Origin of the sequence: Streptomyces coelicoflavus (assembly GCF_003112555.1) — a bacterium.
Taxonomy (GTDB): Bacteria; Actinomycetota; Actinomycetes; order Streptomycetales; family Streptomycetaceae; genus Streptomyces; species Streptomyces coelicoflavus.
Map to the genome: position 1 here is coordinate 102322 of NZ_BEWB01000020.1, position 24388 is coordinate 126709.

The following is a 24388-nucleotide window of genomic DNA, read 5'->3' on the forward strand; positions in this document are numbered from 1 at the left end:
CCGCAGGCTCACAACCTGCGGGCCGTCGACATCCTGGACGGCTTCGAGGCATTCGGCCCAGCTGTTCTGGGCGTACTCCCACGCGTGAGCCGGTGCGGAGGCGGATGCCGAAGAGGTCGCTCGGGCCCTGGCTCAACTTCCGTGACCCTCCGACGTGCTGAGACGCTGGATGTGCCGGCCCACCGGCCGGGAGGGTGGTCGGGAAGCGTCAGGTCGACGATCAAGCCGTAATGGTCACTCGCCTGCACGCCGCCCACGGGTTGAACGAGGACCCGCCGACAGGATGAGATGCGCAGACTGGGAGCCGTACGCGCCGCAGCGGAGCGTGAGGTAGTCGATGCGGCGATCCGCTGCCTCCGGCATGTCACCTCGGCCCACGAGTGGATTGCCGGAGGTGAAGGTGGGCCCTGGGTCGTCCGGGTGCATGCTCGACCATGCGTCTTGGAAGCAGGTGATAAGGCCGCCGAGTGACTGCAGCCCCTGCAGGAAAGCAGGCTCACTCACGCCTCGACCGACGGTACGAGGTGAGGCCGCACGGTGACAGCGTCGCTGTCGATTCACTCGCCCACGAAGAGGCCGCCCGCTTCGGCGCGCGCACGGGAGCGCGGCGGCGACGATCGAGGTCGTCGCGGACGACGGGAGCATCGCGCGCGAGCGCGCCGTCTGCTGCTGGCCACCGGCCCGGTGGACGAACCCCCGAGGTGCCGGGTTGGCCGAGAAGGCGTCGACGTGCTCGCCACCGGCCCGAGTGCATGGAGAGCGAACCAAGCGATGATCCTCACTGAGTGAGCAGCCAAACGCGTCCTGCGCGCCAGCGCGTGTGAGATCCGGTTCGGCAACGGGCAGCGGCAGGACCGACAGGTCGACGTCGGCGCGGCGCAGCGGTTCGTAGAGGTCGTCCAGTGCGGTCTCGCGGATGGTGACCCGGCAGCCCGGCCTACCGGCGTGGAAGGCGTCGACCAACGGCAGGACGCGCCGGGCAACGGCGGCGGACATGTAGCCGAGGCGGAGCCCACCCGTGGCGCCGTGGCCGGTGGCAATCGCTCGCGCGATCGCCGTCTGGACACGTCCTGGACGAGGCGGTCTTCACTCAGACCGGTCCTTCCAAGGGCCCGCTGGTCGAACACGGGCGGGGCGTCGTCCACGACCCGCCGATGCCCGTCTCCGGCTGGCCGGGAAGACCGGCCTTCCGCGCCACGAGCACGTCCCAGGGCGCGCCCAGGACCCTGGCTACTTCGGCGGCCACCGGCACGCCGCCGCGGGGCCGCGCGAGAACGACGAGGTGAGGCAGCTCGCCGTCGGAGGCCCCACTCCATGAGCCGCAGACCGAGTTCCTGGCCCGCTGTCCGGCATCGCGAAATCGCATGACGCCTCTTCTGCTCACGGGCGCTGAAGGACCACCGCCGCCGTCGCCGCCGCCGCCGCCGAGGCAGGCCATCCCTCGCTTCGGCTCCCGGCCTCACCCGGAGCGGCACACCGCTTCATGAACCCGCTTCCTGTGTCGCCTCGGCCGCCGTGGGACCCGGCGAGCCGGCGGTGGTGGCCGCGCCGGTGCCCGCCGCTTCGCCGAGGCCGGGAGCGACCGTTCCGTCCTCCGAGACGCCGAGGACCACCTTGGTCCAACCCGCCTCCCGCCGGTCGAAGCGGCGGTAAGCCTCGACGGCGTTCCGAGTGTCGCCCCAGCGGGTGACGAGGGGGGTGGGGTCGAGACTTCCCGAGGCGACCAGCGAGACCAGATGCGGTACGTAGCGCCGGTGGTTGCAGTTGCCCATCCTCAGGGTCAGGTTCTTCATGAACGCCTCGCCGAAGGGGTAGTGCTGCACCTGCGGCGGATAGACACCGATGGTGCCGACCGTGCCGGCCTTCGCCACCATCTGCACCGCCCAGCGCGCCGCAAGCGTCGGGGCGTCGCCCGGCACCCACGTCGCGCCGTCCGGGTTCTGCTCCGGCGCGGCCTCCGACCGCTCGTGGCCGAACTCCTCGGCCTGCGCCGCCGCGGCGTCCGCGGCGGGCCCGTGGGACGGCTTCTGTGCGTCCACGCCCACGGCCTCGATCACCCGGTCCACGCCGATGCCGCCGGTCAGCTCACGCACCGCCTCGACCGGGTCCTCCGCATTGAAGTCGACGGTTTCCGCATGCTGGCTACGGGCCATGTCCAGGCGGTCGCCGACACCGTCGACGACGATGATCCGCCCGGCCCCCTGAAGGCGGGCGCAGGCGATGGCGGCCTGCCCGACGGGACCGGCCCCGACGATCGCGACGGTGTCGCCGTCGCCGACCTCGGCCAGCCTGGCTCCGAACCAGGAGGTGGGGTAGATGTCCGAGAGCAGGATCGCCTGCGCGTCGTCCACGGTGTCCGGCAGCGGCACCAGCCCGACATGGGCGAAGGGGATTCGGGCGTACTCGGCCTGCAGCCCGTCCAGCCCGCCCGCGGCCTGCGGTCCGCCGAAGAAGACGGTGCCTGCCAGCCGCCCCCCGGGGTTGGCGTTGTCGCACTGGGCGTAGTAGCCCGCGCGGCAGTAACTGCACACACCGCACGCGACTGTCGAGGGCACCACCACGCGGTCGCCGGGGCGCAGGTTGCGCACCCCGGAACCCACCTCCTCCACCACGCCGACCGCCTCGTGGCCGAGAATCCGTCCCTCCTGCATGCCGGGCATGGTGCCGCGGACGAAGTGGAGGTCGGTACCGCAGATGGCGGAGGTCGTGATGCGCACGATGGCGTCGTACGGATCCTTGATCTCCGGTTCGGGCACGTCCTCGAGACCGATGTCCCCCAGTCCCTTCCAGACAACGGCCTTCATCAGAATGCTCCCTTCGTGGCTTGCCGACGAGGAGTCCGTCCAGACGTTCGACGGTCGGGGCGGGACTACCCGGTGTCCTCGGTTCCGCGGACTTCGGCCTCTGGTCGGAGTTTCCTGCCCGGTTGAGCCGAAACGGCGGCGACGCAACCGCGGTGGCAGTCACCTGCCCGTCGCGACCTCGGTGTCCGCCCACGTCCACGGGGCCCAGCGGCCGAACCCCTCCAGCACCTCCTGTGACCGGCGCGGTCGCCTAGGACGGTGCGGACACAGCCGTCACAGTCGCCCCGTCGTCCGGGTCCGTCGTGCGTTCAGCCCGAGCGCTCATCGTCCGTCCCCCCGCTCAGGTGGTCACGTAACCAGTCGACAGCGGCTTCGGCGACCGTCTCCAAGGCACCGGGCTCGGGGAAGCGACGAGTGGCGCCCGGTACGACATGAATCCGGTGAGACACGAAGAGCCATTGAACGGCCTCACCATCGGGGCCGAGTACAGCGTCGTCGGCACTACCGACGACGAGCAGGACCGGTGCGGCGACCAGCGGGCATGCATCGCCTGCCAGGTCCGGTCTGCCGCCCGGGACACCACCGTGAGCACCCTGTCGGGGCGCTCGCCGGGCCGCGATCAGGGCGGCAGCCGCTCCGGTACTCGCCCCGAGCAGCCCTCGGGTCAGCTCTGCGACACTCCGGCCGCCCCTCCAGCCAGTCCACGGTCTCCACCAGACGCCGGGCCGGCGAGGTGATGTCGAAGCGATACCGGCCCGGTGTGGAGTCCTCCCGTTCCTCGCCTCGGTCAGCAGGTCCAGCAGGGTGGCCAGTCCCGTCCGGTGCCGTCCGGCGGCGACCGCCCGGTGCGAGGGCTGAGACGCGATTCGCCGCTGCCGTGCGCGGACGGGACTATCCCGCGCGGCCCGCCGGGGACGATCAGGTCGCCGGTCGGAGCTGCCTCTGCCGACGGCACACGTACGGCTTCGGAGACCATGCGCGCTCACATCATGGGGCCTGTCCGTTGCCACCGGCCGGGCGACCCCGAGGGGACGCCGCGACACGCGCCGTGTCCTGTCGGCTTCGGCTCAGCCTGCCGAGTCGGCGCCGACCGTGCCGTGCCAGTCCAGGCACATGACGGTGGCGTCGTCCTCGAGGTGCCCCCGCACGCGTTGACGACAGCGCTGGTCAGGGCCCTGACCGCTTCCCGCGGGTGCAGATGACGGGTGTCGCGCAAGAAGGCCGGCAGGTCGACGGCTCCGGCATCGCGCTCCTGCACGCCGTCGGTGTAGAGCAGGAGCCGATCACCGGGACGCAGGTCGAGTCCCTGCACGTGAAAGGCGTCGGACGTGGCGACGCCGAAGGGCCTGTTGATGTCCAGGCAGATCTCGTGAACGGTGCCCTCGCGCACGCGCAGCGGCCAGGGGTGTCCGGCGTTGACCAGTTGTACGCCACTGCCGTCCAGGCTGATGCGCAGCATCTGCCCGGTGGCCAGGGCACCGCGGCCGTGGTCAAGCATCGCCTGGTGGGTCCGGCGAGCCTGTTCGGCCAAGTCGCATCCGGCGCGTCGGGCGCCGCGGGAGGCGTTGACCAGGATGGTGGCCAGCAGGGCGGAGTCGACGTCGTGGCCCATGGCGTCGGTGACGGACAGGTGCAAGGTGTCGCGGTCGAGGGCGTAGTCGTAGGTTCGCCGCCGATGTCGTCGGCGGGAGCCAGGGTGCAGGCGAGGGTGAACTGGTCGGCCTCGCAGCAGGTGGCGCTGGGCAGCAGCCGGTGCTGGATCTCGGCGGCCAGACTGACCTGTGTCGTGCGCTGCCCCCAGTGGTAGAGGTCGGTGAACCGTCGGTCGGTCACGATGATGTAGGCCAGTGCGTGTGCGGCCCGGCCTACCTGCTCCAGTACGTCCTCACCGGCATGGCGCAGGGACAGCTCCAGGAAGCCGATCACGTCGCCCCGGTTGGTGACCGGGGTGATCACCCTCTGTCCGCCTGCCTCCCCCGGTGTGGCCAGGAGCTGCTGGGTGCGCAGCACCTCGTCGTGGGGACTGCCGTCCAACCGCACACGATCGGCCTTCTCCCCGCCCTGCGACTCGCCCTCGTCGGTCAGCCGGACCAGTTCCTGCCCGACCAGGTCCAGGAAGAGGAACGACACGTCGTCGGCGCCGAACCGATCACGCAGGTTCCGCGCGACCACATCGATCGACCGCACCGGCGCGGCGTTCTCCGCCGCCGCGAGCACCTCGTCCAGCCCCAACCGGCCGTCCGCCACGTCAGCCTCCCTCTGCCTTCTGCGCTTCACGTCCTGGCGCTCGCGGACGACCCTCGGGACCGCCACGCGGACCGTCGGTTTCCGGCGGACGGTCGTGTAGCGACATCACGTCGGGTACCCGCTCGTTGCCCCCGCCGGCTTCCCCGGTACCGATGCACCGTGAGGGAAGGAAGCAACCTCATGCAGCACGACGAGATGATAGGAAAAGTGCAGGCTCTTGCTCAGTTGCCGGACCGAGGTGCGGCCGAACGGGCGACACGGGCCGTACTGGAGACACTGGCCGAACGACTGCCGTCCGCACTCGCCAACCACATGGCCGCCCAGCTCCCGCCGACCCTCGCCGCCTCCGTACGCCAGAAGACGGACTCTGCCGCCGACGGCCACGGGTCCACCTCGGGTGACCGGTTCGACCTCACCGTGTTCGCCGGCCGCATCGCAGGCCGCGCGGCAACGGACGAGGAGACGGCCATACAAGAGGCCGCAGGCGTCCTGGAGGTACTCGACGCCGCCCTCACTCCGGAGTTGACGGAGAAAATGGCCGGTGTGCTGCCCGCGGACATCCGAGAACTTCTGCCCGCAGGCCGCGCCGTGGACGACGGAGGCTGAACACCGGCGCCCTGTGACCGACCGTGAGCCCGGCTCCTCGACTTGGGCGGCCACAGCTGCGTGCTGTCCGCCGCGTCCACCGCCGTACGGCGTGGCTCCCGCCGCAGGCGTCACGGTGCTGCCTTCCTCGACGTCACCGCGGGCATGACGCCCCATCCTGATCAGTAGGAGGATGCCGTGTTTGAGGGACCTTTCGGGGCCGTCCTGGTGGTCGACGCCGGATCGTCGAGCCTGCATCTGACCGTGTTCGACGACGACCTCGGCGTCCTCGCCGAACGCGACAGTTCCTCCGCACCCGGCGACCATGCCGTCGGTCTGCTGCGGCAACTGCTGCGTGAGGCTCCGGCACCCGTGGCCGTCGGCCACCGCGTCGTCCACGGCGGCCCGGCGCTGCGGGAGCATCTGCTGGTGGACGATCACGTACGCGACGCCCTGGACGGGGCGGCCGACATGGCGCCGCTCCACGTTCCGCCCGCGCTCACCGTGCTGGACGCCGCCCGGGACCTGCTCCCGGACATCCCGCACGCCGCTTGCCTGGACACCGCCTTCCACGCCGGCCTGCCCGCCGCCGCCCGGGAGTACGCGGTGCCCGGCGCATGGCGCGAGCGGTACGGGCTGCGCCGCTACGGGTTCCACGGTCTGTCCTACTCGTGGGCACTCGGCCGGGCTGCCGAGCTCCTGGGCCGACGCCCCGAACGATTGCAGGTCGTGATCGCCCACCTCGGCGGTGGCTGTTCCGCCTGCGCGGTGCGCGACGGCCGCAGCGTCGACACCACCATGGGGTTCACTCCGCTGGAGGGGCTGGTCATGGCCCACCGGAGCGGCAGCATCGATCCCGGCGCGCTGACGTGGCTGCAGACCAGGCACCACCTGTCCGCCGAGGAGGTCGACACCGCGCTGAACCAGGAGGGCGGTCTGCTCGCGCTCTCCGGCACGTCGGACGACACCCGCGACCTCGTACGCGCTCGTGCCGGGGGCGACGAGCGCGCCGGACTCGCGTTGGACGTCTTCACCCACCACTGTCGCCGTGGCATCGCCGCGATGGCCGCTTCCCTCGACCGGCTGGACGCCCTGGTCTTCACCGGGGAGATCGGCGAGGACCAGCCCGAGGTTCGCGAGGAGGTGTGCGCGCGGCTCACCACGCTCGGTCTGACGAGCGGGCTGCAGGTGCCCGACGGTGCGACCGTGGACCGCCCGACCGTGGTCAGCGCACCGGGAGCCGCCGTCCCGGTGGTCGTCGTGCCCACGGGTGAGGGGCGGCAGGTCGACCGCGAGACGCGGACCCTGCTGCGGCAGCACCAGGCGTGACAGGGAGCCGTTCCGGGGGTCGATACCGGTTGTACAGGCCGCCGGGCAGGCCGTACTCGGTGTCGTCGGCGAGGCGGCGGGCGTCTTCCTCGTCGCCCCCGTCCTGACGACGGTCGCGACCGGCACCGTTCTCGACGACGCCGCTGCCCCTCTCGCGGGAGGAATCGCGTTGCTCGCCGTTGACAGCAGGCCCGGCGACAGGCCGGTTCCGAGCCACACCGTCGTGCCGACACTGGTGCCGCAGCCTGCGATGCTGGAAATGGCCGACGAAGGCTCTCCTGCTGCTGGAAGAGGTGGCCACTATGAACACGTCCGAGCGCACGTCGAGAATGCTCACCGAGCTGCTCCGCGACAGCCACCTGGCCGCCTTCGACGAGCTTCCTTCCCTGGTTGCCCGGTACACCGAACAGGCAGGCATGCACGATGTGCGGATCTACCTGGCCGATCTACGCCAGGAGATCCTGCGGGAAGTCACCGGGAAGGGGCTCAGCGCAGCGGGTGGCGGCGAGGTCTACGCCGTCGAAGGCACACTGCCGGGGCGGGCCTACACCAGCATCCGGCCCCAACTGTTCGCGAACAGCGAGCAGGATCGCTGGTGGATACCGGTACTGGACGGTACCGAGCGGCTGGGCCTGCTGTGCGGAAGTCTGACCGACGACGCCGATCTCGAACAGCTTCAGGCGGTCGCCTCCCTGGTGGGCCTGCTGGTGGTCAGCAAACGACCCAGCAGTGACGCGGCCGCACGGCTCGCACGCACGCAGGCGATGAACGTGGCGGCGGAACTGCAATGGAATCTGATGCCTCCGCGTTCGTTCGCCAACAAGGACGTGGTGATTTCCGCGGCCATGGAGCCGGCCTATGAGATCGGTGGAGATGCCTTCGACTACGCGATCGCCGACGGCCGAGTGCATCTGGGCATCTTCGACGCCATGGGCCACAACAGTCACGCCGGGCTGGCCGCCAACCTCGTGGTGGCCGCCTGCCGCAACCAACGCCGGCAAGGAACGGATCTGGTCGCCCTCGGAGAGCGGGTGGAGGAGATCCTCCTCGAGCACTTCGCACACGAAACGTTCGTCACCTCCACGCTGGCCGAGCTCAACACCGCGACCGGGCTGCTGACCTGGATCAACCGAGGCCATCACCCGCCGGTCCTCATCCGGGCCGGACGCTGGACGACCGTTCTGCACTGCCCACCCGCGCATCCGCTCGGCGCCGGGTTGGAAACCACCGCGACGCTGTGCCGGGAACAGCTCGAGCCCGGTGACCGGATCCTGCTGTACACCGACGGCATCACCGAGGCCCGCGACAAACAGGGCCAAGAGTTCGGCCTCACTCGGTTCACCGACTTCATCATCCGTCACCACGCCGACGGCTTCCCTGTCCCGGAGACTCTGCGCCGCCTCATGCGCGCTGTCCTGCACCACCACGACGGGCGACTCAACGACGACGCCACGGTCGTGTGCGTGGAGTGGCACGGTCCCAGCCGCAACACTCAGCTCAGCGCGGCGCCTCCGCCGGTTCCGCCGCCCGGACGGTCCTGACGCGGATGACGCACTCCTCAGCGGCCCGGGTGCCGGAGGGGCGAGGGACGACCGGACCGCTGGCAGACAGTTTGCGACCGCGCCGGCTGGGAACTCGTCGCCCGCCACCACGGATGCCAGGCACTGACGACGCCGCACCCCTGCTCACCAGTACGTGGCGTGTGCGCCACGCGCGAACGCGGCGCTGCCCGGCCCAATCGCGGGAGGACCGGCCGGATGCCCGACAGGAACGCAGCGGGACGCCACGAAGGCGTGCGGCCGGTGCCCACTCTGCTCTTCGACGGCGACTGCGGCTTCTGCACCACGGCAGTGCGATGGATCGAACGGAACGTGAGTCCCCGTTGTGAAAGCGTCGCCTGGCAGCGAGCCGACCTGCGAGGCATCGGCGTGACGCGGCAGCGTGCTCAGCGCGAGGCACTGTGGGTGACACCGGTTGGGACGGTCTACGGCGGCGCAGACGCTGTGTCGAAGCTTCTCCTGAGCGCGGGCGGCGGATGGAGTCTGCTCGGGGCCCTGCTCATGGTGGAGCCGGTACGCCGGGTCGCGCACGGCGTCTACCGGCTCGTGGCGGACAACCGCTCGCGGCTCCCGGGTTCGACCGACGCGTGCTTCCGTTCCGAGGCGGGCGCACGTCACACGTGAACGCGGCACCGGCGCCTCGGCCGGCCGGACCGTCACGGACCCGGACGGCGCACCGTCCGCAGGCCGGCGTGTTCCGCAGCGTTCGCCCCACTATCTCGCGCAGGCGCAGCAGCGCCTCGTGAACAGGGGCGGGGCCGGGGGGATTACTTCTCGTACGTCGACAAGGCCAGACCGATCGCGAAGAAGGTCGGAGCCCATTCCCCGACGAAGATGCCCCAACGGTCGGCGCGTTCTTCTCCCTTCTTCTCCACTCGCAGGGAAGTGCACCAGGTGACCACTGACAACCCGATGGACACGAAGCCGGCCGCGTAAGCGTGCTCGGCTCGGATTCCGGACTCGTGGAGCTTCTTGACCAGCATGACCGACTCACCTTCCGACGTGGGGTTTCCCTCATTCGATCCCCACTGCGGCCGCCCGGCGAGCCACGCGCCGCCAAACGGTCAAAGGACGTGTCAAGGGGCGACACCCAGTGAGGCCGATGCACCACCGACTCCATCCGTGCGCCGGTCAGGAGATGCACCAACCGCCGACTGCGGCCATCGTGGCGTCACACGACCTCTTCACGATCAACGCTCGGGCAGGACACATGGACAAGAAGCAACTCGCCGAGGAAACCATCAACACCGCGGCGAACGGAGGCAACGACGCACCACTCACGTCCACCGACGTGGAGCGAGTGTTCGACCTCCTCTTCGGCACTGTGGAGCACCCCGGCTCGATCGCCGAGGCGCTGAACAGGCGCGAGAACGTCTCTCTGGGCAGTTTCGGCAGCTTCCGCATGGACGGTGGGACAGCCACGTTCCGCCCGGGCACAGCGCTTACCGAGTTCCTGCAGAACAAGACAGGATGAACGAACCGCCGCCGCCCGGCTGCCGAACCGAGGCTACATCGAGGGTTTCGTGCCGTGCTCATCGTCGCCCGCCGGGAGCGGGCGTCGCACAGAGGAGGTGCATGCCGCCCAGGCCAGCCCCGCGGCCAGGAGATCCTCGGCGGCGGCCGCGACTGCGACAGACCGGCCCGGTGAGCGGGCTGTTCCGCGCCAACGCGCGCCGGCGAACGCGCCGGTTACGGCCGTCGAGACACCTGTGGCCGCGGCCGTGAGCGGCGGGAGTGCCCCACGACGCTGTGCGAGTGCTGCGCCGGCGAGCGCGCCAAGCACAACCCGAGGCCCCATGCCCTGAGCGCTCAGCCGGCTGGGGGTGGACGGCGCTTTGTCGGCGACGAACTCCGCTGCCGTGGTGAAGCAGGTGAGAGCACGGGCCCACGGGCCTGTCAGGAGCGCCGAGGGCAGTGGCCGTCCCGCGGCCGGCGGGGTACTCCAGGACAGCGCCGCGACTCCCCACTGACTGCGCAGACCAGTAGCCGCGCCGATCAGCCCCACTCTGATCAGGGTCTCCGCCGCCGGGTTCATGAGCGGTGCTCCACCGCGGTGACGATGCCGCTCAGCCACACGGGCATCCGGGCGCCCGTGCCCCGCGGCATGGAGACGGTGGCTCCGGCCCCGCAGCCGACGGCGATGGCCGACAGGGCGCCCGGGCCGGTGAGCCGGTTGTCCCTGACGGTCCCCGAACCGGGCACCGGATGCACCGCCTCCGTGGCGGGCCGCGCCACGACCTGGGCAGGGACCTCGCGGGCGGACCGTCCCCGTCGGACCATGTCGGCGTAGGTCACGGCGTTGCGTACGGTCGTAGAGGCGACACCCGCCGCGCCACCGTGCACCATGCTCTGGATCATGCTGCGCCGGGTTCCCCGACCGGGGCACCCGAATCGTGCACGGCCCGCTCACGGTTCGCCCCGGGGGAGCCGGTCCGCCGATGCGCGTCGCGGGATCTACCGTCAAGCGGTAAGTCCGTTTCCTCCCCGTACGTTCGGGTACGCAGCGCGAGTGAACCGACTCCCACCCGATCAAGGCCATGACCCGGGACGTTCAGAGGACGACCCCAAGTCCGGTCTGCGCGACGTCACCGTCGTCGTCCGGCCGTACGGGAACCCGCTGCCCCTCGGATTCTTCTCCTTCGGCATCGGTATGGTCGTCCTGGCCGGAATCGCCCTGGGCATCGTGGGCGACGGGCAGGTCGCCTCCGCCGGCGTCCTTCTGTCCGTGTTCGTCTTTCCCCTGGAGCTCCTCGCCGCGATCCTGGCGTATCTGGCCCGCGACACCGGTGCGGCCACCGCCCTGGGGTTGTTCGCCACGTCCTGGGCGGGGCTGGGTGCCCTGCACATCCTCGACCCCGCGCAGCAGCGGAGCACCGCCGTCGGCCTCTATCTCGCGGCCTTCGCCCTGATGCTCCTGCCCCTGGCCGCGGTCGGCTTACTCGGCAAGGCGCTTCTCGGCGCGGTGCTCAGTGTGTCGTCACTGCGAGCGGCGCTGGCGGCGGCATATCAGCTCGGCGCCCCGCAGGACTTTCAACTCGCCAACGGGGCCGTCGCATTCGTTCTGGTCGCATTGGCCTTCTACGCCGGCACGGCCTTCCTCCTGGAAGACGTCCGACAGAGCACCATCCTGCCCATTCTGCGCCGCGGCGACGCCCGGCAGGCCGTCGAGGGAGACCTCACCGAGCAGCACTCCCGCGTGCCGAACGAACCGGGAGTCCGCAAGCAGCTGTGAGCCACCACGCCCGACCACCCCGCGAAGATGCCGCATGCGGTGCCACACAACCGTCCATGGAGCGCCCGTCACACTCACGTCTCGACGTGATCCTCGGTGAGGTCCGGCAGCCGGACGGATCCGAGCCTTTCGCGGAGGCGGGTCGACGTCGTCGTGTAGCCGCAGGCAGTGCTCTCTACGTCACGGTCGAGTACCTCCACGCGGGCCGCCTCGTCGCGACGGGCGTGCTGATGCTGTGGGCGTCATGATCTCGGTAGGACAGTGTGCGGTGGAGCGAGCCGGAAGGGGCAGGACGGTGGCGGCGAACGGACGGCGGGACGCGGAGGGCCTGCACTGTCTGGTGACCGGCGCGTCCGGGTACGTCGGTACGCGCCTGGTGCCGAAGCTGCTGGAGTCCGGTCACCGGGTGCGGTGTCTGGTCCGCTCCCCCGCCAAGCTCAGCGACCAGCCCTGGGCGGCGGAAGCGGAGAGCGTTCAGGGAGACGTCAGCAACCCGCGTTCGGTCACCGAGGCCATTCGTGGTGTCGACGTCGCGAAGGTCGGCCGGATCTTTCTCGACTCCGAGGTGCCCGGCACCGTACTGCGGGCCGCGGTCGTCATCGACTCCGCGTTGGCGTCGTTCCAGATGCCGCGCTATTTGACCGAGCGACTGGCCGTCATGGTGACACTCAGTCGGGTGCACACCTGCACCCACCCCATCTGGGCCCGCGACGCGTTGCGCCACCTGGTCGGGTCCGCCACCATGCCGGACGAGTCCCTGCCGTTCGACGAAGCCTCTGGACCTGGCCCTGCGAAGGGCACGAGCAGCCCAGGTGGTCACGCGCTGGTCGTCCGCCTCCGTCCCCGGCACCCCCAGCGAACTCCTCTCGACGCATCCCGACTGGGCCGGCGGCAGCCTCTACCCGGACGATCAGGGCTCCTGGGCCACGCCTCCTTGTGGTCCGTCTCCCCCTTCCACGCCGTCGTCTTCGGCGGCATGGCCGGCAACATCACCCAGGCCGCTGCCAAGGGCCTGGCCGCCCACGCAGGTGATCAGCGCTCCCGACGCATCCGACGTCGCCGTCCCCGCCGAAGCACGGAGCACGGAGCACGGAGCACCAGGCACCGTTCCCGTACCACTGCGTCAGGAGTGAGGCCATGACCGTCGCGGTCGTCCTGTTCACCTCGGACCTGCGTCTGCACGACCATCCACCGATGCACGCCGCGCTGAAGGCGGCGGACGAGGTCGTGCCGTTGTTCGTGCTCGATCCCGGCATCCGCACGGCACACTTCGACGCACCCAACCGGCGGGCTTTCCTCGCGGACTGCCTGAACGACCTCGACGCCTCATTGCGCAGCCGCGGTGGCCGGCTCGTGGTCCGCGCGGGGCCGGTCGCCCGGGAGGTCCGCACGGTCGCCGCCGAGTGCGGGGCGGGCGAGGTGCACATGGCCGCCGGCGTCACGGCGTACGCCCGGCACCGTGAGGAGCGGCTGCGCAAGGAGCTCGACGACAGCGACGTGGCGCTGCGCGTGCACGAGGCGGTGATCACCGCCCTCGCGCCGGGAGCGGTGCCCCCCTCCGGCTCCGACCACTTCGCCGTGTTCACCCCCTACTTCCGCCGCTGGTCCCAGGTGTCGCTGCGCCAGCCTCTCCGGGCGCCGCGCACCGTCCGCGTCCCCGACGGGGTGCGCGGCGAACCGCTGCCCGAGCGTGCCGGCGTCTCCGGCACCTCGCCCGGCCTCCCGGCCGGAGGGGAAACGGCCGGGCGTGACCGGTTCTCGCGGTGGTCGCGGTCCGGACTGTCCCGTTACGAGGACCGGCACGACGACCTCGCCGGCGATGCCACGTCCAGGCTGTCCCCGTATCTCCACTTCGGCGTGCTGTCCCCGGCGGAGCTCGTGCACAGGTCCCGCGAGCGCGGGGGGCCGGGCGCGGAGGCGTTCGTGCGCCAGGTGTGCTGGCGGGACTTCCACCACCAGGTGATGGCGGCACGGCCTTCGGCGTCGGGAAAGGACTACCGCACCCGCCACGACCGGTGGCGGGGCGAGGACGAGGCGGCCGAGGACATCGCGGCGTGGCGGGAGGGGCGCACGGGATATCCGGTCGTCGACGCGGCGATGCGCCAGCTGCGCCACGAGGGCTGGATGCACAACCGCGCGCGGCTGCTGGTGGCGAGCTTCCTGACCAAGACGCTGTACGTGGACTGGCGGATCGGCGCCCGGCACTTCCTGGACCTCCTCGTGGACGGCGACATCGTCAACAACCAGCTCAACTGGCAGTGGGTCGCGGGCACGGGCACCGACACGCGCCCCCACCGCGTCCTGAACCCTCTCGTCCAGGCCAGGCGGTTCGACCCGGACGGTGCCTACGTGCGCCGCTGGGTTCCCGAACTCGCCGGCGTGGACGGCGGGAAGGTGCACGAGCCCTGGCGGCTCCCGGCGGAGGAACGCGACGCGCTCGACTATCCGGAACCGGTCATCGACCTCGCCGACGGGCTCGCGCGCTTCAAGCACGCCCGCGGCCGCGACTGAGGAGGCACCCGTCGTGCACTGGCTTTTCGGCGACCAACTCGGCCCCCACTTCCTCACCCCGGGCGACGAAGGCCCCGGGCACGACACTCCCCTGCTCATGATCGAGGCACGCTCCGTGTTCCGACGACGCCGCTTCCACCGCGCAAAGGCACATCTCGTGCTGTCCGCGATGCGCCACCGCGCGGCCGAACTGGGCGACCGCGTCACCTACGTGCGGGCCGACACCTACCGCGACGGCCTCGACCGGGCGGCACGCGGGCGCCGGGTCGGCGTCCACCACCCCACTTCCCACGCCGCGCTCCGCCTGGTGCGCGCCCTTCCCCGGGTGGCGGTGGGCCCCGCTCGCGGCTTCCTGGTGCCGATGGCCGACTTCACCGCGTGGGCGGACGGTCACGGCGGCAAGCGCCTGCGGCAGGAGGACTTCTATCACTGGGTCCGGCGCGGCCACGACCTGCTCATGGACGGCGGGCAACCCGCGGGAGGCCAGTGGAACCTGGACCACGACAACCGGGAACCGCCACCTCGCGACACGCCGTCGCTGCGGGTCGACCGCCCGTACCGGCCCCGCGAGGACGACATCGACGACGAGGTCCGCCACGACCTCGACCGCTGGGAGCGTGACGGGGGAGTCTCCTTCGTCGGGCGGGACGGGCCCCGCCTGTTCCCCGCGACCCGGGCGGAGGCTCGACGGGCGCTGCGGCGCTTCGTCGAGCACCGGCTCACCACCTTCGGCCCGTACGAGGACGCCATGCTCGCCGCCGATCCCGTCATGAGCCACAGCCTGCTCTCCTCCTCCCTGAACCTCGGCCTGCTGGACCCCGCCGAATGCGTCGAGACGGCCGAGCGGGCGTGGCGCGAGGGCCGGGCGCCACTGAACAGCGTGGAGGGCTTCGTGCGCCAGGTCGCCGGCTGGCGCGAGTACGTCTGGCAGCTGTACTGGTATTTCGGCGAGGACTACCGGCGCTCCAACGAGCTCCGGCACACTGCCCCGCTGCCCGACTGGTGGAACGACCTGGACGCGGACGCCGTCCGGGCGAACTGCCTGCACACCGTCCTCGCCCAGGTGCGCGACACCGGATGGACGCACCACATCCCCCGGCTGATGATTCTGGGCAGTCACGCACTCCAGCGCGGCTGGGACCCCGCCGCCGTCACGGACTGGTTCCACCGCTGCTTCGTGGACGGCTACGACTGGGTGATGCTCCCCAACGTCGTCGGTATGTCCCAGTACGCCGACGGCGGCCGGATGACGACCAAGCCCTACACGTCGGGCGGCGCCTACATCAACCGCATGAGCGACCTGTGCGGTCCCTGCGTCTACCGGCCGGGCGACCGCACCGGCGAGCGCGCGTGCCCGTACACCGCCGGCTACTGGGTCTTCCTCGACCGGCACCGGGACCGGCTCGCCGGCAACCAGCGCATCGCCCAGCCGGTACGGCAACTCGACCGGCTCAGCGACCTCACGGAGGTACGCGAGCAGGAACGCGCACGAGGTGACACACCGCCATGAGCACCGTGTCGTTGGGCCACTGAGGTGACGCCGGTCGGCAAGCGGTGTGGAACCGGACAGGAATCACTGCATCCGTGACAGGGCACCCGGCGGAAACAGTGTCGTGCGGATAACCAAACGTGAGAAGGGGTTGTGCATGCCCGGACTGCCGCCGACGGTGGCCCCACCGGCCGGACGCGTCGACGCCCCTCTCACCGTGCCCGACGCCGCGAACGCCGTCGGCACCGTCCTCGAGCGGGTACTCGACGAACGACTACGGCATTCCCGTGCCATCGATCCCGTCTTCGCCCGGGAGCTGGCCGACCGCCTGATCGCCCTGGTCGGGCGGGGCGGCAAACGGCTGCGTACGGCGTTCACCCACTGCGGCTGGCGCGCCGCGGGCGGGTCGGGCGACACCAGCGCCGTTCTGCGTACGGGAGCCGCCCTCGAACTGCTCCAGGCGTGCGCCCTCGTGCACGACGACGTCATGGACGGGTCCGTGCAGCGCAGGGGTGCCCCCGCCCTGCACGTCGAACTCGCCCGTGCACACTGGGCCTCGGGCATGCACGGCTCCGCGGAGGCGTTCGGCACGTCGGCCGCCGTGCTCGCCGGTGACCTGGCGCTGGCCTGGGCGGACGACCTGCTGACGGAGACGGCGCTCGGCACGCCGCACGGCTCTCTCCTGCACGGGGAATGGCGGGCGATGCGCACCGAGATGGTCGCCGGACAGTACCTGGACCTGCGCGCCCAGGCCGCGCGTTCGTCCGGAGTGGACGAGGCGCTGGCCATCGCCACGCTGAAGAGTGCCCTGTACACGGTCGCCCGGCCGCTCGCGCTGGGCGCGTCGCTGGCGGGAGCCGACGATGACGTGCTGGACGCGCTGCGGGCGGCCGGCCGGTGCGCCGGGCTGGCCTTCCAGCTCCGCGACGACGTCCTGGGTGCCTTCGGCGACCCGGCGCTGACCGGCAAACCGGCCGACGACGACCTGCGCTCCCGCAAGCTCACCTACCTGCTCGCCGTAGCCCTGCAACTCGCCGACGCCGCCGACGACCACCAGGCCGCCGCGACACTGGCGCCGGACGCGGTCCCGCGGTCGGAGCACGCCGTACAACGCGTGCGGGCGGCCCTGAAACGCACCGGCGCCCGGGATCTCGTGGAGGCGAGGATCGAGGAGCTGACGGACATGAGCCTCCGCCACTTCGGGCGCACCGGCGCGCTCCCGTCCGTACAGGACGAGTTCTCGACACTGGTCCAACACGCCACCGGCGTGCGCCCGCGTCGTGCCGAGGAGGTCGCGTGAAGAGGGTGCCGGGTCCGACCGACCACGTCGTCGTGGTGGGCGCCGGGCTGTCCGGCCTGGCCTGTGCCCTGCACCTGCTGGGTGCGGGCCGCCGGGTCACCCTGGTCGAACGGGACGCCGGCCCCGGCGGCCGGGCCGGCCGGGTACGACGGGGCGGCTACGAGCTGGACACCGGCCCCACGGTGCTGACCATGCCGCACCTGGCGGACGAGGCGTTCGCCGCCGTCGGGGACAGCCTCCACCGCCGCGTCGAGCTGACGGCTCTGCACCCCGCCTACCGGGCATGCTTCGCGGACGGTTCCTCGCTCGACGTGCACACCGACGGCGAGGCGATGGAGGCGGAGGTGCGCCGCTTCGCCGGACCGGCCGAGGCGGCCGGCTACCGCGACCTGCGGCGGTGGCTGGGACGGTTGTACCGGGCGCAGATGCGCCGTTTCATCGACACGAACTTCGACTCGCCCGCCCAGCTGCTGCACCCGGATCTGGCCCGGCTGGCGGCGCTGGGCGGTTTCGGACGGCTGGACGACCGCATCGGCCGCTTCCTGTCCGACGACCGCCTGCGCCGCGTCTTCTCCTTCCAGGCGCTGTACGCCGGGGTCGCCCCGGCCCGCGCACTCGCGGCCTACGCGGTGATCGCGTACATGGACACCGTGGCCGGCGTCTGGTTCCCCAAGGGCGGCATGCACGCACTCCCCCGCGCCATGGCCGACGCGGCGACGGACGCCGGTGCCGACCTGCGCTGGGAGGCCGAGGTGAGCACGCTGGAACGCTCGTCGGGCCGCGTGCGGGCCGTCCACCTGACCTCCGGCGAGCGCATCCCCTGCGACGCGGTGGTGCTCACGTGCGAGTTGCCCGCCGCCTACCGACTGCTGGAACGGGCGCCCCGGAGGCCGGCCCGGCTGCGCCACTCACCGTCCGCCGTGATCCTGCACGCGGGCACCGACCGCACCTGGCCGCACCTCGCCCACCACACCATCTCCTTCGGCGCCGCCTGGGAGCGCACCTTCGACGAGCTGACCCGCACGGGCGAGCTGATGAGCGACCCGTCCCTGCTGATCACCCGCCCCACGACGCACGATCCCGACCTGGCACCGCCGGGACGCCACCTCCACTACGTCCTCGCCCCCTGCCCGAACACGACGGTCGGCCCCTCGGCCGCCACCTGGCGGGACCTCGGCCCCCGCTACCGCGACCGCCTGGCCGGCGAACTGGAACGCCGGGGCCTGGACGGCTTCACGGACAGCATCGAGGAGGAACTCCTGGTGACCCCGCTCGACTGGACGGCGCAGGGCCATGCGGCCGGCAGCCCCTTCTCGGTGGCCCACACCTTCGCCCAGACCGGGCCGTTCCGCCCACGCAACCTCGTACGGGAGGTGGAGAACGTGGTACTGGCGGGATGCGGTACCACTCCGGGCGTCGGCGTACCGACCGTGCTCATCAGCGGCAAGCTCGCTGCCGCCCGCGTAACCGGCGGCAGCGTCCCTCGTCCCGTAGGCGCGCGTACGCCCCCGGCCGCAGCCGGCGAACCCTCCGTCCCGGCCTCGGCAGGTGCCGATGACGCGGCGTGAGCTGGACGCGGCCGGGATCACCGATCCCGCGCTGCGCGCCGCCTACACCCGGTGCCGACGACTCAACGCCCGCCACGGCAAGACCTACTTCCTGGCCACCCGCCTGCTGCCGCTCGAACGCCGTTCCGCCGTGCACGCCCTGTACGGCTTCGCCCGCTGGGCGGACGACATCGTCGACGACCTCGACCGGACCCTCGCACCCGAGGAGCGCGACCGGCTGCTCCGCCGTCTGGAGAGCGACCTCACGAGCGGGCTGCGCTCCGGCGGCGGCGACGAACCGGTGGTCCGGGCCGTGGCCGACACCGCCACCCGGTACGCAATCGAGCCCGTCCTCTTTTCCGATTTCATGTCCTCGATGCGTGCCGACCTGACCGTCACGGACTACCCGACCTACGCCGACCTGCAGAGGTACGTGCACGGTTCGGCCGCGGTGATCGGTCTGCAGATGCTGCCGGTCCTCGGTACGGTCACGGCCCGGGAGGAGGCGGCACCGCACGCGGCGGCGCTCGGTGTGGCGTTCCAGCTGACCAACTTCCTGCGGGACGTGGGCGAGGACCTCGACCGGGGCCGCGTCTACCTGCCCGGCGATCTGCTGGCCGCGCACGGTGTGGACAGGCCGCTGCTGGAGTGGAGCCGCCACACCGGACGCACCGATCCGCGGATCCGCGCGGCCCTCGTCGCGGCGGAGGCCATGACGCGGGAGGTGTACCGGACGGCGGAGCCGGGCATCGCCATGCTCGATCCACGGGTGCGTCCCTGCATCGGCGCCGCTTTCACCCTCTACGGCGGCATTCTCGACGCGATCGCGGAGCAGGAGTACACCGTGCTGCATCGTCGTGCGGTCGTGTCCCGCCGGCGTCGTGCGGCCACCGCGGCGGCCGGTGTGCTGCGTGTGGCCGGTGCCCGGTGGCAAGCCCACGTCCCGCGTCGAGTCGCCACGGCGGGTGGTCCGGCGGTCGAACGGAAGGAGCCGGCGCGGTGAGTGAGCGAACAGGCGGGAGGCGCTGGACACCGCCCTTGCGGCTCCGGCGTTCCGGCCCGGGCTGGGCGGCGCAGGCACCGACCTGGCGCCAGGCTCGGCCGGCACTGATCGCCGACGCGCTCAAGCGGGCGTCCGCCCGTCCGTCCGGAAACTGGTTCGTGCTCGGCGCCTCCCGGAACGTGCGCGCGGACGGCCGCCCGTACGGCAGGACGGTCGGCGGCGTGGAGATCGTGCTGTGGCGCTCGGACACCGGCGACCTGCGCGCGGGGCCGGGGGTCTGCCCGCACCTGGGCGCTCCCCTGCGCGACAGCCGGGTCGCCTGCGGCACGCTCGTCTGCCACTGGCACGGCCTCGCCCTGGACGGTTCTCCGTCCCCCGGCTGGGATCCGTTCCCGGTTCACGACGACGGGGTGCTGGTCTGGGTACGGCTGGACCAGGTGGGCGGCGAGGAGCCGACCGACCGGCCTGCGGTGCCCGTGCGGCCCGCGACGGGCAGCGGGGTGGACGCGGTGTTCACGGCGGTGGGGCGGTGCGAACCGCAGGACGTGGTGGCCAACCGGCTCGACCCGTGGCACGGCTCGTGGTTCCACCCGTACTCGTTCGTCGACCTGACGGTGTCACGGGAGCCGCAGGGCGAGGAGGACGACGCCTTCGTCGTCGACGTCTCCTTCCGGGTGGCCGGGCGCCTGGTGGTCCCGGTACGGGCCGAGTTCACCGCGCCGGAGCCGCGCACGGTCGTCATGCGCATCACCGACGGGGAGGGGGCCACGTCCGTGGTGGAGACGCACGCGACCCCGCTCACAGGAGCGGGCCACGCACATCCGCGCACCGCCGTGGTCGAGGCGACGATCGCCGCTTCGGACCGGCCCGGCTTCGCCCTCGCGCGGGCCGCCGCCCCCGTGCTGCGCCCGTTGATGCGCCGTACGGCCGGGCGCCTGTGGCGAGACGACCTGGCCTACGCCGAACGCCGGTGGGCGCTGCGCAGCACCGGGCGGTTCCCCGGCTGACCGTACGCCCGACGGGCACCGGTCAGGGGGACGAGCGGCGTCCGGCGACGGCTCCGAGCGCCCGGAGGACGGAGGAACGTCCCGCGCGGGGGACGGTCCACAGCACCTGGCCGCGTACGCCCCGGTCGGCGAGCAGCGCGTTCGCCGCCAGGAAACCGGTGGTGGCGGCCCGTTCCATGAGGGCGACGGGCAGGTCGCAGCGGATGGCGTCGCCGGCCAGGGTCAGCCAGGGGTGGGGGGTGCGTACGGTGGGGCGCCGGTGGTGGGAACCGACCGGGAAGAGCGGGCAGTCGGAGCGCCACTCGTGCCGGGCGTCGACGACGCGCGCCCGGCGGGTCTCCGGGTACACCTCGTGCAGCCGGTCGACGAGCATGTCCTGCGTCTCCTTCGGTTCGGCACCCGTGTCCACGGCGTACGCGTGCAGCTCCACCACCGAACCGCCGGTCCGCTCGGCCCAGCGGGCGGCCTCGCCCTCGTAGCGTTCCAGGACACTGATGTTGTCCAGCCCGCCGTAGCCGCTGGTGCCGAGGAACCCCGGGCGGTCGGCGCGGACCGGCCGGTCGAGCCAGAGCCGGGAGACGAGGAACGGCGGTGCGGTGCGCAGGGCGGCGATGTCCTCGCGCCAGCCGGAGGTGCCCAGGCCGGGTGACGCGCCGACGACCCGGCGCAGTCCTCCGGGGTCGAGGGCGAGCACCACCGCCTGGTGGCGTCCCGTGCCGGTGTCGGTCAGCACGTCCGCTCCCGCGTCGCCGGCGGGCAGCACGCCGTGCACGGGCGTACCGGTGCGGATGTCCGCCCCGAGGCGCTGCAGGTAGCCGGCGAGCGGGTCCCAGAGCGCCTGGGGGAAGGGTTCGCTCGGCACGTCGAAGAGCAGGCCCTCGGCCGAACCGAGGAAGTAGATGTGGAACATCAGCAGCAGTTCGGCGGCGGACAGCTCGCGTGGATCGGCGAAGAAGCTGCGCGAGAACACCTCGAAGGCCAGATGGTGCGCGGCTTCCGGGAAGCGGACGCCTTCCAGGAAGCCGGTGGCGCTGACCTCGTCGAAGCGTTCGTAGACCTCGGGCACCCGCACGTCGAGGAGCGGTAGTGCGGCTCGGGCGTCCATGGCGGCGAGGTCCCGCCAGCCGAAGGTGGGGCTGAGGGCGACGAATCCGAGCGCGCTGAGGGGCGGGGTCCTCGGGACGCGGGCGAAGCTGTCGGTCAGGCCGCCGCTGTGCCGCAGGGGGTAGTCGGGCAGTGGGGTGAGCCGCGCGAGGGCGGGGTCGGTGCGGCGGAGCAGGCCGCGGAGGTTGTAGTACTGGCGGAAGAAGGCGTGGAAACCGCGGGTCATGGTGACCGGGGAGCCGTCCGCCAGCCGGGTGTGCCATCCGGTGAGTCGTCCGCCGAGCGATGCCTCCTTCTCGTACAGGGTCACGCGGGCGCCGCGTTCGGCGAGCAGGGTGGCCGCGGCGAGACCGGCGATTCCGCCGCCGATCACCGCGACGGTCGGCCCTTCCCCGGGCTGGAACCGGCTCCTGCCGGGTGGGGGGAGCAGAACCTCTGCCTTGCGGTCGCGGCCCCTTCGGGCGGGATCGGTGCGGCGGGTGGTCACTGAGTGTGCTCCCTTCCCGGGAGTGAGGAGGCCGGGGTCGATGTTGCCGGGGCGGTACTCGCCGGGGTCGGGCCGCCTCGGGCGACGAAGGTGTGCACGATGCCCGTCTGCCATCCGGCGACCGGGGCGACGCGCACTCCGGTGAAGCCCGCTCGTGCCAGCCGGTCGGCGAAGGAGGGCGCGGTGTCGAAGACGGCGACACTGTGCCGCAGGTGTCGGTAGAGGGCGCGGTCACCGGTCAGCGTGCCCACCGGGACGACGACGCCCCGGCACACCGCCGCCCACAGGGCCCGGTGCCTGCGCGCGCCGCTGAGACTGTACTCGTGGACGGTGAGCCGCCCGCCCGGTCGCAGCAGGGTCCGGACGCTGCCGAGGACCGCGTCCGGGTCGGTGACGTTGCGGAAAAGGTAGGCGGCGAAGACCGCGTCGAAGGGGCCTTCGCCGGCCGTCGCGACCTCCTCGGCGGTCAGGTGCAGGAAACGCACGCGTGCGGGCCACGGCTTCGCCAGTGCGCGGCGGAGCATGCCCGCGGAGGCGTCCACGGCGGTGATCCGGGCCCGGGGCGCAGCCCTGAGCAGGGCCCGGGTGGAGGCGCCGGTGCCGCATCCGAGGTCGAGGAGGTGCAGTCCCGCTCCGTCGTCGGGCAGGCGCAGGCGGCGGGCCGAGCGCAGCAGGCCGGTGCGGTGGCCCGGGTTGAGGGAGGTGAGACGGTCGTAGCTGTGGGAGGCGTGGTCGAAGGCGCGGGCCAGGTCGTGGTCGCGCAGGAGGCTCATCGGTGGTCGTCTCCGTTTCTTGCGGCGGGCCGGGAGCGGCGGGGCAGGAAGGGCAGTTCGGCCGCCGTGCGGAGCATCGGCCGGACCGGGGTGCGCAGCCCGATGCCCCACTCCTCGCGGAGTGAGGTGGCGCCGTCGAGGAAGCGCAGCAGGCGCTCGGCGGGGACGCGGCGGAACAACCCGGTGAAGAAGCCGGGCCCGTCGATCCGTCCGGTGTCCAGGGCGCGCAGCAGTATCGCGTCCATGGCCAGCGCCCGCCGTCCGTGGGGAGCGGGCAGGACGGTGCCGTGCCCGTCGCGCAGCGCGGTGGCTACGGCCCTGCTCTGCCGTTGCATCGCGGCGAAGGTGTAGCCCGTGGCGGGACGGGTGGCGCCGCCCGCCGCACCGATACGGAACACGGCAGCCCCGGAGCGCCGCGGAAAGCGGGCGTCGGTCATGGGGATGACCCCCTGCTCGGCCCGCTCCACGGTGAGCGCGCCGAGCCCGAGGACGTCGCGGCAGTAGTGACCGAGCGCCGACTCGTACGCCTCGGTGGTCAGCGCGTCGCGGGAGAACTCGGTGTACTCCACGAGCGCCCGGTCCGGCGCCAGCGGCAGAACGTAGCCGAAGGCCAGCCCGTGGACCGGCTGGGGCACGCGGAAGTCCATCAGATCGGCGACGGCGGGATCGAATCGCGCACTGCGCGTGCGGACGAACCAGCCGCGGAAGTGCTGGAGCAGCTGCGTCCGGGCGGGCGGCAGGGCGCGCAACGGCCGCGAGTCGAACACGCGCCGGGCACGCAACGTCAGGGACCAGCCCCCCGGCAGGGTGCAGCGGACCTCCGCGCCCCCGGGCACGCCCGTCACCGACCCCACCGTCGCACGCAGGAGACGCCCCCCGTCCGAACGGGCCAGGCGAGCGTGGACCAGCCGTTCGAAGTCGGTGGAGCGCACCATGCGGTAGCTGAACGGGGCCGGGTCGACGGTGACCGGCCGGCCGTCGGCGCCGTGCAGGCGAAGCCGGGACCACGAGGCACCGACGACCTCGTCGAGGCCGTCGGCACCCTCGCCCCAGTAGCACCAGGTCCGCTCCGCGGGGCGCAGCGGGCCGTCCGGCGGCTCGATCACGGTCACGGTGGCGGCCCCGGTCTCCGTCAGCCGGTGCGCGAGGCCGAGTCCGGACGCGCCGCCGCCGACGACGATGACGTCGGTGACCTCGGTGGAGTGCGGTGTCACCCTGCCCGCCGTTCGGGAAGGGGCGTTCCGGCCGGGCCCGGGCGCAGGGCAACCCTCGCGCCTCGGGCGGCTGCTTCGGCGGTGATCGCACCACCCGGCACGCCGGTGGCACCGGCTACCGGAACTCGGGCCTGACTCAGCTCCACGCTCACTCCCCCGGACACGGACAACGAATCGAACCGATCGTCACTGCTTCC

General features: G+C 72.1%; 21 protein-coding genes and 2 pseudogenes. 13 read left to right on the forward strand and 10 right to left on the reverse strand.

Annotated elements, in window-relative coordinates:
- Positions 1–234 precede the first annotated feature (234 nt).
- From Sco07f_RS41280 to Sco07f_RS36815, 4 genes and pseudogenes are all read right to left on the reverse strand, one after another.
- Positions 235–996, reverse strand: coding sequence for a LysR family transcriptional regulator (locus Sco07f_RS41280; protein ID WP_108990475.1), 762 nt, complete (start codon positions 994–996; stop codon positions 235–237).
- Between the two features lie 94 nt (positions 997–1090).
- The gene (locus tag Sco07f_RS39925; RefSeq protein WP_159107039.1) at positions 1091–1366 is read right to left on the reverse strand and encodes a hypothetical protein; all 276 of its coding nucleotides are present in this window, start codon (positions 1364–1366) and stop codon (positions 1091–1093) included.
- A 115-nt stretch (positions 1367–1481) separates the two neighbouring features.
- Entirely contained in the window at positions 1482–2804 is a 1323-nt protein-coding gene (locus Sco07f_RS36805) for a zinc-dependent alcohol dehydrogenase (RefSeq protein ID WP_108990476.1), read from the reverse strand.
- Between the two features lie 1067 nt (positions 2805–3871).
- Positions 3872–5051 (reverse strand): annotated as a pseudogene (locus Sco07f_RS36815) (PP2C family protein-serine/threonine phosphatase).
- A gap of 180 nt (positions 5052–5231) precedes the next feature.
- Here Sco07f_RS36815 and Sco07f_RS36820 point away from each other — a divergent pair.
- From Sco07f_RS36820 to Sco07f_RS36835, 4 genes are all read left to right on the forward strand, one after another.
- On the forward strand, positions 5232–5657 hold the full coding sequence (locus tag Sco07f_RS36820; RefSeq protein ID WP_108990477.1) for a DUF2267 domain-containing protein: 426 nt from the start codon (positions 5232–5234) through the stop codon (positions 5655–5657).
- Between the two features lie 177 nt (positions 5658–5834).
- Positions 5835–6965, forward strand: a complete 1131-nt coding sequence (locus tag Sco07f_RS36825) for an acetate/propionate family kinase (RefSeq protein WP_108990478.1) — start codon at positions 5835–5837, stop codon at positions 6963–6965.
- A gap of 302 nt (positions 6966–7267) precedes the next feature.
- The gene (locus Sco07f_RS36830; RefSeq protein ID WP_239108840.1) at positions 7268–8506 is read left to right on the forward strand and encodes a PP2C family protein-serine/threonine phosphatase; all 1239 of its coding nucleotides are present in this window, start codon (positions 7268–7270) and stop codon (positions 8504–8506) included.
- A gap of 216 nt (positions 8507–8722) precedes the next feature.
- A complete protein-coding gene (locus tag Sco07f_RS36835) occupies positions 8723–9148 on the forward strand; it encodes a thiol-disulfide oxidoreductase DCC family protein (RefSeq protein WP_244942232.1) in 426 nt (141 codons plus the stop codon).
- Between the two features lie 143 nt (positions 9149–9291).
- Here the strand turns inward: Sco07f_RS36835 and Sco07f_RS36840 are convergent, their stop codons facing one another.
- On the reverse strand, positions 9292–9507 hold the full coding sequence (locus Sco07f_RS36840; RefSeq protein WP_087788979.1) for a hypothetical protein: 216 nt from the start codon (positions 9505–9507) through the stop codon (positions 9292–9294).
- 227 nt (positions 9508–9734) lie between these two features.
- On the opposite strand from Sco07f_RS36840, the gene Sco07f_RS36845 reads away from it, so the two are divergent.
- Positions 9735–9998, forward strand: coding sequence for an HU family DNA-binding protein (locus Sco07f_RS36845; protein WP_087788980.1), 264 nt, complete (start codon positions 9735–9737; stop codon positions 9996–9998).
- 33 nt (positions 9999–10031) lie between these two features.
- On the opposite strand, the gene Sco07f_RS41285 is transcribed toward Sco07f_RS36845, so the two are convergent.
- Together Sco07f_RS41285 and Sco07f_RS36855 are read right to left on the reverse strand one after the other, a co-directional pair.
- Complete coding sequence (locus Sco07f_RS41285; protein ID WP_108990480.1) at positions 10032–10559, reverse strand: DUF4126 family protein; 528 nt, start codon at positions 10557–10559, stop codon at positions 10032–10034.
- A complete protein-coding gene (locus Sco07f_RS36855; RefSeq protein WP_143666008.1) occupies positions 10556–10882 on the reverse strand; it encodes a hypothetical protein in 327 nt (108 codons plus the stop codon). Before Sco07f_RS36855 ends, Sco07f_RS41285 begins: the two co-directional genes overlap by 4 nt.
- Positions 10883–11033: 151 nt before the next feature.
- On the opposite strand from Sco07f_RS36855, the gene Sco07f_RS36860 reads away from it, so the two are divergent.
- From Sco07f_RS36860 to Sco07f_RS36895, 8 genes and pseudogenes are all read left to right on the forward strand, one after another.
- The gene (locus tag Sco07f_RS36860) at positions 11034–11756 is read left to right on the forward strand and encodes a GPR1/FUN34/YaaH family transporter (RefSeq protein ID WP_244942233.1); all 723 of its coding nucleotides are present in this window, start codon (positions 11034–11036) and stop codon (positions 11754–11756) included.
- Positions 11757–12000: 244 nt separating this feature from the next.
- Positions 12001–12670 (forward strand): annotated as a pseudogene (locus Sco07f_RS36865) (NAD(P)H-binding protein); the annotation flags it as partial.
- A gap of 223 nt (positions 12671–12893) precedes the next feature.
- Positions 12894–14267, forward strand: a complete 1374-nt coding sequence (locus Sco07f_RS36870) for a cryptochrome/photolyase family protein (RefSeq protein WP_108990481.1) — start codon at positions 12894–12896, stop codon at positions 14265–14267.
- A 13-nt stretch (positions 14268–14280) separates the two neighbouring features.
- Positions 14281–15777 carry a cryptochrome/photolyase family protein gene (locus Sco07f_RS36875; protein ID WP_108990482.1) on the forward strand — a complete coding sequence of 499 codons (1497 nt, stop codon included), beginning with the start codon at positions 14281–14283 and terminating at the stop codon, positions 15775–15777.
- A gap of 136 nt (positions 15778–15913) precedes the next feature.
- Positions 15914–17056 carry a polyprenyl synthetase family protein gene (locus Sco07f_RS36880; RefSeq protein WP_167468327.1) on the forward strand — a complete coding sequence of 381 codons (1143 nt, stop codon included), beginning with the start codon at positions 15914–15916 and terminating at the stop codon, positions 17054–17056.
- A complete protein-coding gene (gene crtI / locus Sco07f_RS36885; protein WP_167468328.1) occupies positions 17053–18624 on the forward strand; it encodes a phytoene desaturase family protein in 1572 nt (523 codons plus the stop codon). The genes Sco07f_RS36880 and crtI overlap by 4 nt, the downstream gene beginning before the upstream one ends.
- The gene (locus Sco07f_RS36890) at positions 18611–19606 is read left to right on the forward strand and encodes a phytoene/squalene synthase family protein (protein ID WP_087788985.1); all 996 of its coding nucleotides are present in this window, start codon (positions 18611–18613) and stop codon (positions 19604–19606) included. Before crtI ends, Sco07f_RS36890 begins: the two co-directional genes overlap by 14 nt.
- Positions 19603–20613 (forward strand): Rieske (2Fe-2S) protein, encoded by a 1011-nt coding sequence (locus tag Sco07f_RS36895; RefSeq protein ID WP_108990483.1) that lies wholly within the window; start codon positions 19603–19605, stop codon positions 20611–20613. The genes Sco07f_RS36890 and Sco07f_RS36895 overlap by 4 nt, the downstream gene beginning before the upstream one ends.
- 22 nt (positions 20614–20635) lie before the next feature.
- Here Sco07f_RS36895 and Sco07f_RS36900 read toward each other — a convergent pair whose 3' ends face one another.
- From Sco07f_RS36900 to Sco07f_RS36910, 3 genes are read right to left on the reverse strand one after another with little or no spacing between them, the layout of a single operon-like run.
- Positions 20636–22204 carry an FAD-dependent oxidoreductase gene (locus Sco07f_RS36900; RefSeq protein ID WP_087788987.1) on the reverse strand — a complete coding sequence of 523 codons (1569 nt, stop codon included), beginning with the start codon at positions 22202–22204 and terminating at the stop codon, positions 20636–20638.
- Complete coding sequence (locus tag Sco07f_RS36905; protein ID WP_087788988.1) at positions 22201–22977, reverse strand: class I SAM-dependent methyltransferase; 777 nt, start codon at positions 22975–22977, stop codon at positions 22201–22203. The genes Sco07f_RS36900 and Sco07f_RS36905 overlap by 4 nt, the downstream gene beginning before the upstream one ends.
- The gene (locus tag Sco07f_RS36910) at positions 22974–24191 is read right to left on the reverse strand and encodes a lycopene cyclase family protein (RefSeq protein ID WP_087788989.1); all 1218 of its coding nucleotides are present in this window, start codon (positions 24189–24191) and stop codon (positions 22974–22976) included. Before Sco07f_RS36910 ends, Sco07f_RS36905 begins: the two co-directional genes overlap by 4 nt.
- Positions 24192–24388 lie beyond the last annotated feature (197 nt).

Coding starts and splice junctions, on each gene's coding strand:
- Sco07f_RS36890 (WP_087788985.1), top strand. CDS start 18,611: ATGACGCGGCGTGAGCTGGACGCGGCCGGGATCACCGATCCCGCGCTG.
- Sco07f_RS36905 (WP_087788988.1), bottom strand. CDS start 22,977: ATGAGCCTCCTGCGCGACCACGACCTGGCCCGCGCCTTCGACCACGCC.
- Sco07f_RS36840 (WP_087788979.1), bottom strand. CDS start 9,507: ATGCTGGTCAAGAAGCTCCACGAGTCCGGAATCCGAGCCGAGCACGCT.
- Sco07f_RS36835 (WP_244942232.1), top strand. CDS start 8,723: ATGCCCGACAGGAACGCAGCGGGACGCCACGAAGGCGTGCGGCCGGTG.
- Sco07f_RS36845 (WP_087788980.1), top strand. CDS start 9,735: ATGGACAAGAAGCAACTCGCCGAGGAAACCATCAACACCGCGGCGAAC.
- Sco07f_RS36830 (WP_239108840.1), top strand. CDS start 7,268: ATGAACACGTCCGAGCGCACGTCGAGAATGCTCACCGAGCTGCTCCGC.
- Sco07f_RS36880 (WP_167468327.1), top strand. CDS start 15,914: ATGCCCGGACTGCCGCCGACGGTGGCCCCACCGGCCGGACGCGTCGAC.
- Sco07f_RS36805 (WP_108990476.1), bottom strand. CDS start 2,804: ATGAAGGCCGTTGTCTGGAAGGGACTGGGGGACATCGGTCTCGAGGAC.
- Sco07f_RS36855 (WP_143666008.1), bottom strand. CDS start 10,882: ATGATCCAGAGCATGGTGCACGGTGGCGCGGCGGGTGTCGCCTCTACG.
- Sco07f_RS39925 (WP_159107039.1), bottom strand. CDS start 1,366: ATGCGATTTCGCGATGCCGGACAGCGGGCCAGGAACTCGGTCTGCGGC.
- Sco07f_RS36870 (WP_108990481.1), top strand. CDS start 12,894: ATGACCGTCGCGGTCGTCCTGTTCACCTCGGACCTGCGTCTGCACGAC.
- Sco07f_RS36820 (WP_108990477.1), top strand. CDS start 5,232: ATGCAGCACGACGAGATGATAGGAAAAGTGCAGGCTCTTGCTCAGTTG.
- Sco07f_RS41285 (WP_108990480.1), bottom strand. CDS start 10,559: ATGAACCCGGCGGCGGAGACCCTGATCAGAGTGGGGCTGATCGGCGCG.
- Sco07f_RS41280 (WP_108990475.1), bottom strand. CDS start 996: ATGTCCGCCGCCGTTGCCCGGCGCGTCCTGCCGTTGGTCGACGCCTTC.